We start from the raw sequence: 13609 nt of genomic DNA on the forward strand, positions 1-13609 counted from the left end.
CCAGTGTGGTGTCACGGCCGGAACTGGTTTTTACGTCGCCGCCGGCGATGAACTCAGCTGCTTTCTGAACAGTGTGGTCATCCTGTTCATGGACACGTTTCTTGCCGTCCTTGCTATGGGTTTCGACGTTGTGTTCATCACCGGCCGAGGACAGGTAGATGTCGCGCTTGGCCTCGGCGGTGAGGTTGCCGGTGGCTTCGGCTGTGCTGGCGACGACGTTGATGTCGCGACCGGCATCGAGCTTCAGGTCGCCGCCGGTTTTCACTGTCGACGCGAGGTTTTCCACGGTGGTGGTAATGACTGAGCGATGGCCGCCATCGAACGATTCGTGGAGTTCGTCTTCGTCGCGTGTCGCCAACAGGTTGATGTCGCGCGCTGCACTCAGGCTGGCGTCACCGCCGCTGCTGATGGCAGACGCGTTGGTCAGATCCTGTCCGGACTTGATGGTCAGGCTGTCGCGGGCGCTGATGATGCCGCCGTCGTCGACGAGGGTGCGCATGCCGTTGCCATCACGCACAGCGATGGCGGTGCGATCGTTGACGATATCGCCCTTGAGTGTCGTCAGTTCGACCTGATTGCCACGGATTTCGCCGGCCAGTGCGTTGCGAATGCTGTCGGTGGCCATGAGTTTGATACGCTCATCGGCTTCCACCAGACCGCCCTGATAGAGGCTGCCCTTGACGTCGACGGACACGTCGTTGCTGGCCTTCAATGTGCCGACGTTGACCAGATCGCTACCGGCCAGCATTTCCAGATCTCGGCCCTGAATCAGGCTGCCACCGCGCACGTTGCGCGACTCGGCCTGCGCCAGATACAACACCGGCACCAGCACTTTCTGGCCGTCGACGATGCGCTCTTCCATCCAGACAATGTCGTGGGTCAGCGCAGCGACCTGCGCCGAGGTCAGGCTGACGCCGACTGAGAGGTTCAATTGATTTTTGCTGGCGAGCGCGTTATCCATCAGATAACGAAATTGCTCGTAGTCGTTCTCCAGGCCACCGGCGAGAAAACGCTGGCCGGTCTGGGCCATGACGGCGTCGCTGATCAGCCGCGATTCATAGCGACCGTCACCGAGGCGACGCGCCGCTTCGTCGGCGCTGAAGTTGAGCTTGCCGAGCAGGTAGTCGGAGCTCATGAACGCCGTCGTCTGAGTCAGCTCTGGGTTGGTTTCGATCAGATAACGGCTCTGCGGATTGGTGCTTTGCACGAACATGCCGTACGGGCCTTTCGGCAACCGGAAGGTCGAGGAAGCCGTCGGGTCGACTGCGGCGAACGGCACACCTTTGAAGTCCACCGGTGTGAAGCTGATCTGCTTCACGCCATCGGCGTCGACATGCTCGATACGGGTAACGGATCTGGAGGTTTGGGCGACAGCGTCGGTGCTACGTTTGCCCAGGTTGATGTTGATGCCGCCGACCGCGTCTGTCTGGTCGCTGGCCAGGGAACCTGTCAGTTGATCATAAGTGTTGTCGTATAGCGTGCCGTTCTGGATGCTATTGGTGACGTCGAGCTTGACCTTGCCGCCGGCCTGCATCACCGCAGCGTAAACGGCGTTGCCGTTTGCATTCCAGGTGGTGACGTCACTCATCAAAGAGAATCGCGAATCACTGGAGCGACTGATCAGTTCATCGAACCGCGCCTGATCGAAGTTGCCGGCCGCGGTAGCCGCGTTGAACGCCGGAACATCGACGAACTCCATCTTGTCCCAGAGGCTGTTGTCGATACGCCCAGGGGTGCCCCTTTTCACCACGCGCGTCCCCGAACGCGACTCCGCGCCCTGGTTCAGCAGGCTGTCAGCCGTCACGGTCAGGTCGCCGTTGGCGGCCAGCAGGCTGTAACGGTTTTCAACCTGGTTGGCGTGGATGGTGAAGTTCTTGCCTGCCACGAATCGCGCCGCGCGCGAGTCCTTGAGCACTTCGTCGTTGAATTGGGTAGTGATGGTGATGGTGCCGCGCTTCCAGCCATCACCACCATCGCAGTGCTGACCGCACACCCAGCTCAAACTGCCGGACGACTGACCGGAAGTCAGCTCGAACTCGGCTTTGGCGTTTTCGAAGGAAACCGCGTTGATATCGACGTCACCCTCGCCTTCGATGGTGCCCGACAAGTTGCTGAACAACGCCGCGCGCCCGCCATCGACAGCGTCGAAGCTCATGTTGCCGCGGCTGTAAATATCGCCGTAATAGTTATTCAGGCTGTTGCCGTGCAGCTTCATCGTGCCGCCGCTGAACAGCAGCGTGTCGGCATCGTTGTAGAGACCGTTGGCGGCGGTGAATTCGAGATTGCCTTGGGCGCCGAGGGTGCCTTTGTTATTGATCCGTGCCGCCGTCACCGTGAGGTTCTGGTTGGCGATCAGGCGACCGAGATTGTCCAGTGTGCCGCGCAAGGTCATCACGGTGTCGCCGCCGCTGACCAGTCGCCCGTCCTGCTGGATCACGTCGTTGGCGCTGATCGTGAGTTTCTGCTGCGCGGAGACTTTGCCGCTGTTGAGCAGATTGCCGCCAAGGGTCAGCGCCAGATCGCCGCCGCTGAGCAATTGTCCGGCATTGTTCAGGTTGGCCACGTTGAGGCTGAGCGCCGAAGCACTGGCGATCCGTTCGCCAGCATTGAGCGTCAGGTTCTGCGCACTGGTGTAGGTCAGCCCGCCGTTCAGTTGCCAGGTACCAACACCGTTGACCGAGCCGACATCCCATACACCATTGCCCAGCCCGGTGAGACTGCCCTGGTTGTTGGCCAGTTGGCTCACATCCAGGTCGAAAAGGCCCTGTGCCGCGTGGCGCACATTGCCGCTGAAGTTATTGATTTCGGCACCGGATAGCAGCAGGTCCTGACTGCCGATTTCGATCACGCCGCTCTGGTTGTTCAGATTGCCGGTCAGCTTGATCTGACTCGCAGCGCCACCGAGGGCGCGGAGCTGGCCGCCGGCGCTGTTATCCAAGCCGCTGGCAGTCAGCTTGAGGCTGTTCGCCGATTCGATCAGGCCGCCCTGATTGAGAACCTGCCCGACGGCTTCGAGCCCCAGCTGATTACCGCTGATCTCGCCGCTGGTGTTGTCCAGGCTGGTACCAGTGAAGATCACCTGATCCTTGCCGAACATTTTGCCGGCGCGGTTGGTCAGGCGCGTTACCGTCAACGTCAGGTCATCGATCAGGCTGGAAATCAGCCCGGCCTTGCCGCTGGCTGCACTGTTGTCGAGGTCGGCACTGGTGATGCTCACCGAGTCGGCTTGCAGCGTGCCGCCCTGGTTTTGCAAATTGCCGTTGTTCAGCGCCAGTTCGGCATGGCTGCCGTTGGCCAGAATCACACCTTGCTGGTTGAGCAGTGTTTTGCCAGTAATCTTCAGGCCGTCGCTGCCAGCGATGATCTGCCCGGCAGCGTTGTTGTTGATCCAGGCACTATTGATGTCCAGGCGCTTGCCTTGCAGGGTGCCGCCCCGGTTATCCAGCGAGGTCAGTTGATCAAGGAGCAAGCGCTGTGCGCCAGCATCGACCAGACCGGTGACGTTGCTGAAAACTCCGGCAATGTTGAGGACGACATCGCCGCCATTACCGACGATGCCGCCCTTGTCGTTGTTGCCAAGTTGTTTGGCATTGATGTCGATAGCGTTGCCGAGCAGGACACCGGCGCTGTTGTCGATCTCGTCACCGTCGATGTGCAACTGACCTTCGCTCTGAATCCGGCCCTGTTGATTCAGCAGTTGCGACTGGCTTGGTGCAGTTTGCTTGAGGATCAACCGCGCGCCATCGGCACCTGCGGCCAACAACCCGTTGGCACGGTTATCAAGGCTGGCCGCGTGCAACTCCAGGCCGTCGGCGATCATCCGCCCGCCACGGTTGTCGACGGGTCCGTCCTTGGCCAACACCAGCAATTGCCGGGCGGCGACTACACCGCCACGGTTATCGACAGAGCTGGCACGCAGTTCCACATCGCCTTTGATGGATTGCAGACGGCCCAATGCGTTGTTCAAGTGCTGCTGGACGAGGAGCGTCAGTTGCCCGGTTTCGGCGCTGAGCGTGCCGTCGTTGTTGCCGATCAGATTGCGCAGGTTTGCGTCGACGATGCCCCCCAAAAGTTGGCCGCTGGCGTTTTGCAGATCTTGCGCGGTCAGGCTCAGGCGATCGGTCCCCTGGATCAGGCCAAGGCTGTTATCCAGGTCTGCACTGGAAACCACGCTGTCATCGGACGAAATCGTGCCTTGCGTATTATCCAGCGTGCCGCGACTGGCCACCTCGAGGGTTTTGCCCGTCAGACTTGCGTTGCGGTTGTTGATGCTCTGCGCAGTGACGGTCAAGCGATCCGAGGCTTGCACCTTGCCGTCGTGGTTGTCGAAATCCTGCATCAGCGTCAGATCAGCAGCACCGTTTTCCGCGCTGATCACACCCTTGGCGCTGTTATCAAGGCGAGTGGCCGTGACGTGAATGTCGTCGGCTGCCAGCGTCCCACCCTGATTGAGCAACTCCCCACCCGACAGTGCCAGTGTGGTTTTCGCCTGGATCTTGCCCGCGCCGTTATTCAGACGTTCGCGGGCGACAACCTTGGCCTCACCGTCGCTGGCGCCGATCAGGCCGCCGCTGTTGTCCAGTTGACGGGCGTCCACGTCGAGGCGACCGGCGATCACTTTGCCGCCGGTGTTTTTTACCACCTGAGCATTGAGCTTGAGGCTGCCGCCGGCGATTTCGATACGGCCCTGACGGTTGTCGATACTGTCGACCACCAGTGTTGCCGCTTGCCCATCGGCGAAGCGAATCAGGCCGCTGAGGTTGACGATGGCCGGCGCGCTCACGACCAGACGGGTTTCACCATAAACGCGTGCATTCACACCTTGGTTGACCAGGCGCGCCGCGTTCAGAGTGAGGTCTTGAGCCTGCACGGTACCGTTCTGGTTCTCGAACGTGTCGGCTGCGCTGGCGTGCAATGTGCGGCTGGCCAACACGCTGCCACTGTTGCTCACCGAAGCACTGTTGATCGACAGATCACCCTTGGCGTTGCGGCTGTTGTCTGCGTTCACCCCGGCTTCAATCACACCAGCGTTGGTCAGCCTGCCGCCGCTGCTCAGGCTGACGCGGTCACGGGCAGCGAGGCTTTGGCGATTGATCAGGTCTTCGGCGGTTTGTACGGTGACCTGCGTACCGGCATAAACCGCGCCCTGGGCATCGAGACTTTTGGCCTTTACATCGACGGCATTACCCGCCGTGACTTTAGCCAGGGTCAGCTGGCCATTGGCGTCGATCCGGATGTCACCGGCGCTGGCGGCAAGATCACCCGCCAGCTTCACACCAACGCCCTGCTCGGTGCCGACCAGTTTGATTGCACCGGCATACATGCCGCCGAGCGCCGAGGAGTCGATGGCCAGTTGTGGTCTGGCGCTGCCGTCATCGGCACGGGCGGTGGCGCTGAGCGTGTCGGCGTTGACGTCGTTGCGGCCGGTGGTGATGTTCAGGTTTTTTGCGTGGATCTGTGCATTGATCTGCGCACTGCGGGTAATGATTTCGAAACTGTCGACGTTGCTCGCATCAAGACCGACGCCGTCAATCGAAACGCTTCCCTGATCGACCTGAAAGCGCTCCAGGCGACCGTTGTCGAGCACCGGTTTACCGGTGGTCAGCGTGACACGTGGCGTGTTGATGAAACCGCAACCGTTGCAACTGATGCCGTAAGGATTGGAAACGATCACCCGTGCCGATTGCCCTGCGACTTCGGTGTAGCCGCGCAACTGGCTCGGGCTGCCGCCATTGACTTCGTTGAGGATGGTTTGTGCCGCTGCGCCACGCAGGTTCGGGTTGCCGAGAATGATCCCGCCCAGTTGCGTCTGTTGCATGCGGTCGGTGGCGTTGTTGAGGATGACGCCTTGCGCACCGACGTTGTAGTCGTGGAACTGGTTATGCGACAGGCCACTGCCATTGGGCGCTGCGATATTGACGATTGGCACGCCATTGCCGGCGCGATCCAGACTGGTGCTGGGTGCACTGACAACGATGCCGTCCGCCTGCGCCCACACCGGTTGCCAGAACATGACGTTCGCCAGCAAAAAGGCCAGACCACGCTTGGGCATGCCGCAGAATTGCTCGCGCTTTTTTATGGCTGCAGAAGGTTGGCTGGCCAGGAAGGCCAGGTGGCGAATGTCCATATCAGAATCTCGAAGCGGGCAAAAATTAAATGAAGAAATCCAGGCGGAAATAAATCGGCGCTTCACGCTCGGTCAGCGCGTCCGGTCGTTCCAGGGAATGCGCGAAAGTCACGCTGGCGGCCACATGCTGACCACGGGCGAACAGCTCCAGCGAGTTGCTCGACATGCGCCCGTGCTGATCGCCGTTGTAGCGATCGCCACGAATCACGCCCTGGTCGTAACCGAGGCTGGTGCCGTATTCGGCGAACACCGGTTGCAGCCATTCGGCAGTCACCGGGCGGCTCCAGCGCAGGTCGTTGCGCCAGTAGCCACCACTGTCGCCGGACAACGATTGATCCTTGTAGCCACGGATCGACGCCGAGCCGCCGAGGCTGGTGCGCTGTGGGCTGAACAGCACATCTTCGCTGCGCTGGCCGGTCATCAGGCTGCTGAAGCTGAAGGACTCACCGAGTAATTTGAACGGCTGCAAATAGCTCAGGGTTGCGGTGTATTTGCGGTAGCGTGCATCCGGTTCGCCGGGACCGGGATCGTGACTGCCCTGCGCATCGAAAGCACCAATGCCCTCCTGCATGCCAGCGTCGAAGTTGACGAAAGCGCTGCCGACACGACGGCCGTGGTTGAAGCCGAATTGCGCTTCGCTGATGCGATTGCTGCTCAGTTTGAGTTTGCTGTCTTCGATAAAGTTGTTGCTGCGCAGGTACGAAAGTCCCGCACTGAGGGAGGTCTTGCTGACCGCGTCGCGATGGATCACGCGCTCGGCGCGCAGTTGATGGTTTTCGCTGTCGCCGGTCTGCTTGAAGTTGTAGCCGTTGGCGGCGATCTGCGAGCGGTACTCGCTCTGGCTGTAGGTGTAACTGAACGTCCACCAGCCCCACGGCAGACTGTAATTGAGCATGGCGTTGTTGGAAGTGTGCTGGTGATCGGTCATCGCATCGTGGCCGCCGCGCAAGCTCAGCTGGTCGGCCAGACCCAGCGGGCTATCCCAGTCGAACGACGTGCCCCACTGCTGCTCGCCGGTGCTGCGTTGGCCATCGTTGCTGCGCGACAGGCCGGCGCGCCATGGCTTCTGCGGCGTGTTGGTCACGCGCACCTCGCTGCCGCCGACATTCTGCCCCGGCGCCAGCTCCATTTTGGCCTGATTGGATGGCAGGCGATTGAGCTGGTCGACCATTTGCTCGATCTCGCGCAGGTTGACCAGTTCACCGCTTTTGCCGGGAAAGGCCATGGCCAGTTCGCGATCCGAGAGCCGGCTGTTTTCCGCGCCCTTCATGCCTTCGAGCTTGCCTTCGACCACCAGCACTTTCAGGTGCCCGGCGGACAGATCCTGTTGCGGCAGATAAGCGCGGCTGGTGACCAGACCTTTTTCGATGTAGTGATCGGTGATGACTTTGAGCAGCTCGTTGAGCTGCGGCACGCCGAGGCATTCGCCGATATAAGGCTTGAGCAGCCGCGTCTTATCGCGCTCCGAGAGGCTGTCGGCGCCCTTGAGCTCGATGTCTTTGATGGTGAAGCAGCGCGTATCGGCGGGTGCTGTCGGTTGCGCCGGTTTGGCGTCTTTGCCGGGCAGATCCTTGAGTTCTTCGAGGCGCCGCTGCTGTTCTTCGAGCAAACGGTTCTGACGTTCGCGGATCAGGTCGGTTTCACCAGGAGTGGGCGCGGCCCAGGCAGATTCAAGCGGAGAGAGGCAGAGCAGCGCCAGGCACAACCGCGCCGTGAAGGCGGGTGAAAACATGTTCGATCCCTCGACATAAAAAGTGACATCAAAATAGTGGCGCGATATTAGAGGGCCATCATTTTGACGTCAAACTTAAGTTTGTTCCGCTCATCGGGATTTGCCGCGCTTTCATACGGGTGAAACCAGCACCTGCGTACAAGTGGCGGGCGCGTTTTGCGCGGATAGTGGCCGTTGCCCATTCGGCATCTATTCTTGCCACACACGATCACAAGGAGTTTGCATGAGCACCTTCAAGACCCAAGACGGCACCGAGATCTATTACAAGGACTGGGGCAGCGGCAAGCCCGTGCTGTTCAGCCACGGCTGGCCGCTGGATGCCGACATGTGGGAATACCAGATGGAATACCTGAGCAGTCGCGGCTATCGCACCATCGCCTTCGACCGCCGTGGTTTCGGTCGCTCGGAGCAGCCGTGGACCGGCTACGACTACGACACTTTCGCCGATGACATCGCTGGCCTGATCAACCATTTGGACTTGCGCGACGTGACCCTGGTCGGCTTTTCCATGGGCGGCGGCGACGTCAGCCGCTACATCGCCCGCCACGGCAGCGAGCGTGTTGCCGGCCTGGTATTGCTCGGTGCGGTCACGCCGCTGTTCGGCAAGAAAGCCGACTTCGCCGACGGCGTCGACAAATCGGTGTTCGACGGCATCAAGGCCGGCCTGCTGAAGGACCGCGCGCAGTTCATCGCCGACTTCAACGCGCCGTTCTACGGCACCAATCAGGGCCAGAAAGTCTCTGACGGCGTGCTCACGCAAACCCTGAACATCGCGCTGATGGCATCGCTCAAGGGCACCGTCGACTGCGTGACCGCGTTCTCGGAAACCGACTTCCGCCCGGACATGGCCAAGATCGATGTGCCGACCCTGGTGATCCATGGTGACGGCGACCAGATCGTGCCGTTCGAAACCACCGGCAAGCAGGCCGCTGCGCAAATCAAAGGCGCTGAGTTGAAGGTTTACGCCGGCGCGCCGCACGGGTTCGCCGTAACCCATGCGCAGGCGTTGAATGAGGATCTGCTGGCGTTCCTCAACCGGTAATCCCGCCCGGCAAAAGCCGTAGTCAGATGCTGATGAACCAAGGCCCGCGCGATGCGGGCCTTGTGTTTTGCGCTATGGTATTTTTCTGCGTCCACTACCCGGAAAAGGAAATCCCATGCTGCGAATACTCGGCAAAGCCTCATCGATCAATGTGCGCAAAGTGCTGTGGACCTGTGCTGAACTGGACATCCAATTCGAGCGCGAAGACTGGGGTTCGGGCTTCAAGTCGCCGAACACGCCGGAGTTTCTCGCGCTGAATCCCTGCGCCATGGTGCCGGTGATCCAGGACGGCGATTTCACTCTTTGGGAATCCAACACCATCATTCGTTATCTGGCGACGCGTTACGGCGGCGCGCATTTGTATCCCGGTGAGCCGATTGCTCGGGCGCGAGTTGATCAGTGGATCGACTGGCAGGCCTCGGAGCTGAATCGCTCTTGGTCGTACCCGCTGATGGCACTGGTGCGCAAGTCGCCGGATTATCAGGACGGCGATGCCCTGGCCGCCGGCTGCCGGGACTGGATGCGCAACATGCAAATCCTCGACCGCCAACTGGAGAAGACTGGCGCTTACGTCAGTGGCGAGCAGTTTTCCCTGGCGGACATTCCGATCGGGCTGTCAGTGAATCGCTGGTTCGAAACGCCGCTCGATCACGGGAATCTGGCTGCGGTGCGCGCCTATTACGATCGCTTGAATCAGCGCGACGGTTATCGTTTGTACGGGCGCAATGGCACGCCATAAAGACATGCTCGATCAGGCTTGCTCACGCACCACGCCCCGCTCTTCAAGCAAGCGCACGAACATGCTCAGACTGCGCGACACCGTGCCCCGGCGCCACACCAGCCAAGTGGTCAGATAGCGGAAGTCCGCGGTCAGCGGCCAGACGCTGACCGTCGCGCTGCCGGGCATGCTTTGCAGCATTTTGCGCGGCATCAGTGCCAGGCCGGCACCGGCGCTGACGCAGGCGAGCATGCCGTGGTAGGACTCCATTTCGAAAATCTTGCCGGGTACGGCAGCGTCGGTGCTGAACCATTTTTCGAAATGATGACGGTAGGAACAGTTGGATCGGAAGGCGTAGATATTCTCGCCGTTAACGTCCGCCGCACGTTCGACCGGTGAATGATTGAGCGGCGCGATGATGACCATTTCCTCCTCGAACGCCGGCACACCTTCCAGGGCCGGATGCAGCACTGGGCCGTCGACGAATGCCGCAGCCAGACGCCCGGACAGCACACCGTCGATCATCGTCCCTGATGGCCCGGTGGACAGGTCGAGATCAACCTTCGGATGTTGTTGGTTGTATGCCGCCAGCAGTTCGGGAATACGCACTGCTGCGGTACTTTCCAGCGAGCCCAGCGGGAACGCGCCCTGGGGTTCCTCCCCCGCCACCGTCGCCCGCGCTTCCTGCACCAGATCGAGAATGCGCCGCGTGTATTCGAGAAAACTCCACCCGGCCGGCGACAGGCGCAGACGGCTCTTCTCGCGGATAAACAGATCGACGCCGAGGTCCTGCTCAAGCTGCTTGATCCGCGTAGTCAGGTTCGACGGCACGCGATGAATCTGCGTGGCGGCGGCGCTGATGCTGCCGTGCTCGGCCACGGCCTTGAAGATTTCCAGTTGCACCAGATCCACAGTCATTCTCCGATCGTGAAAGAAACGATCTCTATTATTCAGTTTCCAGAAAACTAACGCCACCCTACTCTAGGCCCATCCGACGAACCTACAGGACAACGTCAATGAGCCAGATTTCCAGCCAGACCCACGCCATCTCGATCAACCCTGCCACCGGCGAGCAGATCGGTCATTACGCGTTCGAATCCGCCGCTGCCCTTGATGCGGCACTGACTCGCGCTGCCTTCGCTTTTGGCAAGTGGAAGCGCAAGCCGCTGCAGGATCGTTCGCGCCTTTTGACCGCCCTCGCCGGCGCGCTGCGTGAAACCTCAGAAGCGATGGCAACCATGATCACCAAGGAAATGGGCAAGCCGATCGCCCAGGCCCATGGCGAAATCGAGAAATGCGCCAAGCTCTGCGAGTGGTACGCCGAACACGGCCCGGCCATGCTCGACGCCGAAGCCACCCAGGTTGAAGGCGGCAAGGCGCGTATCGAATACCGTCCGCTGGGGCCGATTCTGGCGGTGATGCCGTGGAACTTCCCGATCTGGCAAGTGCTGCGCGGCGCGGTGCCAACGCTGATCGCTGGCAACACCTACGTGCTCAAGCACGCGCCAAACGTGATGGGCAGCGCTTACCTGTTGCGCGATGCGTTTGTTCGCGCCGGTTTCCCCGAGGGCGTGTTTGAAGTGATCAACGTCACCCCGGAAGGCGTTTCCAGCGCCATTGCCGATTCGCGCATCGCCGCTGTGACGCTGACCGGCAGCGTCCGCGCCGGCATGGCCATCGGTGCTCAGGCCGGTGCGGCATTGAAGAAATGCGTGCTGGAACTCGGCGGCTCCGATCCGTTCATCGTGCTCAACGATGCTGATCTGGATGAGGCGGTGCACGCGGCGGTGGTCGGTCGTTATCAGAACTCCGGCCAGGTTTGCGCGGCTGCCAAGCGTCTGATCATCGAACAAGGTGTTGTCGAAGAGTTCACCCGCAAGTTCGTTGAAGCGACACGCCAGTTGAAGGTGGGCGATCCGCTGAATGCGGACACCTATATCGGGCCGATGGCGCGCTTCGATCTGCGTGATGAACTCGATCAGCAAGTGCGTGACACGTTGGAGGAAGGCGCGAAGCTGCTGCTCGGCGGCAGAAAAACCGAGGGCGCCGGCAACTACTACGAACCGACCGTGCTGGCCGATGTAACCGACCGCATGACCTCGTTCAAGCAAGAGCTGTTCGGCCCGGTCGCTTCAATCATCACCGCCCGCGATTGCGCACACGCCGTGGCCTTGGCCAACGACAGCGATTTCGGCCTGACCGCCACGATCTACACCGCCAACGTCGCGCTGGCCGAGCAACTGACCAGCGAACTGGAAACCGGCGGCGTGTTCATCAACGGCTACTCGGCGAGCGATCCTCGTGTGACCTTCGGCGGCGTGAAGAAGAGCGGCTTCGGTCGCGAGTTGTCGCACTTTGGCGTACGGGAATTCTGCAACGCGCAGACCGTATGGCTGGATCGTAAATAAGCCGGATGCCTAAAAACCCGTGGGAGCGAGCCTGCTCGCGAAAGCGGTGTATCAAGCGATGAAGATGCCGAATCCACCGGAGCCATCGCTGGCAAGCCAGCTCCCACAAATACTGCGGTGGACACTGATACAGCAAACACCATAGAACCCTGTGGGAGCTGGCTTGCCAGCGATGGCGGTGCATCAGCCAGCATTTATACCGACTGATTCACCGCTTTCGTGAGCAAGCTCACTCCCACAATTCCTCGCAATTTACAGATATTTCAGCCAGCTGATGTCGCGGCGCCGCGCTTTCAATGCAGAGAACCAGCGCACTGCCGGGAACAGCACCACGGCAAGAACCACCGCCGCCAGCCACACCGCCGTCACCGTCGAAAAGCCGAAATAGCTGCCCTGATTCAGGCCGAACAGCGCCACACCGATCAGGTACAACACCTTCAACACATACAAGTGCAGCAGATAGAAAAACATCCGTGCCGAGCCGAACACCGTCAGCCAGCCAATCCAGCGGCGACTCTGCACGCGCTCAAAGGCGAGCAACAGCAACAGCCCCACGCTCACAGTCAGCGCGATGAACAGCAGCGATGGCGGGTATTTGGTGATATTGAAAAAACTCATCAGTGTCTGCACCAGCGAATCGCTGATCGCCCACGGTTTTTCGCCGTAGCCATTGATCAAGCGCAGCGCCACAAAGCCCAGCAAACCAGCGACCCCGGCAATCAGCAAACGACGCTGACGCACCGCCGCGTCCATGCCGCGAGCAAACCACGGCCCGAGCGCATAGCCCAGGCCGATTACACCAATCCACGGCAGCAGCGGGTACGAGGTGCGCAGGCGCAGGGTTTCGCTGATCTCGATCCAGCCTCGATCATGCAGAATCGCCCAAGGCACATGCAGCGCCGACTCGGCCGGGAAATGCACTGCGTCGAGCAGGTTGTGCCCGGCGATGATCGCCACGCTCAGCGTCAGCAGCAGCGCACGTGGCAACCAGACCAGCAGCGCCAGCGCGATCATGCTCAGGCCGATCGCCCAGATCACTTGCAGGTAAATCACGCTCGGCGGCAACTGGAACGTCCAGGCGAAGTTGACCAAGGTGAACTCCAGCGCCACGAGGAACAATCCGCGTTTGAACAGAAATGCGCTGACATCGGCTTTGCCGGCGTATTTTTCGCCGTAGAGCCATGCCGACAAACCGGTCAGCAAGACAAACACCGGCGCACACAGATGCGCCAGAGTGCGGCTGAAAAACAGCACCGGCTCGGTGCTGGCGATGTCCATCGGATCGGAGACCTGTCGGTGCAACAGGAAGGTTTCGCGCACGTGATCGAGCAGCATGAACAGGATCACCAGGCCTCTGAGCGCATCAATGGACAGCAGCCGGCCAGTCGTCAATGGGGCAGAACGGGGAAGCACAGGGGTCATGGGTCTTTCGCAATCGAGAGGAATACCACCGGACAGCCACAACGCCGCCCGCAAATTTCGCGTTACCTTATAACACCAGAAAAACAAAACCCAAACATCCAGCATCGAAGTTGCCCATCAGCGCCAGCCTTCTATAGTGAACAGGTCCGCCCTGCCCTTG

At 60.6% G+C, this 13609-nt stretch carries 7 protein-coding genes; 3 read left to right on the plus strand and 4 right to left on the minus strand.

Annotated elements, in window-relative coordinates:
• A partial coding sequence (locus D8U70_RS22870) for a filamentous hemagglutinin N-terminal domain-containing protein (RefSeq protein WP_130929784.1) occupies positions 1 to 6127 on the minus strand: 6127 nt, incomplete at its 3' end.
• A gap of 25 nt (positions 6128 to 6152) precedes the next feature.
• Positions 6153 to 7859, minus strand: a complete 1707-nt coding sequence (locus D8U70_RS22875; RefSeq protein ID WP_130929785.1) for a ShlB/FhaC/HecB family hemolysin secretion/activation protein — start codon at positions 7857 to 7859, stop codon at positions 6153 to 6155.
• A gap of 223 nt (positions 7860 to 8082) precedes the next feature.
• Between D8U70_RS22875 and D8U70_RS22880 the strand changes: the two genes are divergently transcribed.
• The gene (locus D8U70_RS22880) at positions 8083 to 8901 is read left to right on the plus strand and encodes an alpha/beta hydrolase (RefSeq protein ID WP_095180222.1); all 819 of its coding nucleotides are present in this window, start codon (positions 8083 to 8085) and stop codon (positions 8899 to 8901) included.
• Between the two features lie 115 nt (positions 8902 to 9016).
• Positions 9017 to 9640 (plus strand): glutathione S-transferase, encoded by a 624-nt coding sequence (locus D8U70_RS22885; protein WP_130929786.1) that lies wholly within the window; start codon positions 9017 to 9019, stop codon positions 9638 to 9640.
• A 12-nt stretch (positions 9641 to 9652) separates the two neighbouring features.
• On the opposite strand, the gene D8U70_RS22890 is transcribed toward D8U70_RS22885, so the two are convergent.
• Positions 9653 to 10531: a LysR family transcriptional regulator gene (locus D8U70_RS22890; protein WP_038862196.1), complete on the minus strand. Its 879-nt coding sequence runs from the start codon at positions 10529 to 10531 to the stop codon at positions 9653 to 9655.
• Between the two features lie 104 nt (positions 10532 to 10635).
• Here D8U70_RS22890 and D8U70_RS22895 point away from each other — a divergent pair, with 104 nt between their 5' ends.
• A complete protein-coding gene (locus tag D8U70_RS22895) occupies positions 10636 to 12027 on the plus strand; it encodes an aldehyde dehydrogenase family protein (protein WP_130929787.1) in 1392 nt (463 codons plus the stop codon).
• A 252-nt stretch (positions 12028 to 12279) separates the two neighbouring features.
• Here the strand turns inward: D8U70_RS22895 and D8U70_RS22900 are convergent, their stop codons facing one another.
• The gene (locus tag D8U70_RS22900) at positions 12280 to 13449 is read right to left on the minus strand and encodes a DUF1624 domain-containing protein (RefSeq protein WP_130929788.1); all 1170 of its coding nucleotides are present in this window, start codon (positions 13447 to 13449) and stop codon (positions 12280 to 12282) included.
• Positions 13450 to 13609 lie beyond the last annotated feature (160 nt).

Source organism: Pseudomonas sp. Sample_20, from assembly GCF_004307585.1.
Lineage (GTDB): Bacteria > Pseudomonadota > Gammaproteobacteria > Pseudomonadales > Pseudomonadaceae > Aquipseudomonas > Aquipseudomonas atacamensis.

Bases quoted from the DNA above. Each gene is read 5' to 3' on its own strand.
- D8U70_RS22895 (WP_130929787.1), top strand. From the start codon at position 10,636: ATGAGCCAGATTTCCAGCCAGACCCACGCCATCTCGATCAACCCTGCC.
- D8U70_RS22900 (WP_130929788.1), bottom strand. From the start codon at position 13,449: ATGACCCCTGTGCTTCCCCGTTCTGCCCCATTGACGACTGGCCGGCTG.
- D8U70_RS22880 (WP_095180222.1), top strand. From the start codon at position 8,083: ATGAGCACCTTCAAGACCCAAGACGGCACCGAGATCTATTACAAGGAC.
- D8U70_RS22875 (WP_130929785.1), bottom strand. From the start codon at position 7,859: ATGTTTTCACCCGCCTTCACGGCGCGGTTGTGCCTGGCGCTGCTCTGC.
- D8U70_RS22885 (WP_130929786.1), top strand. From the start codon at position 9,017: ATGCTGCGAATACTCGGCAAAGCCTCATCGATCAATGTGCGCAAAGTG.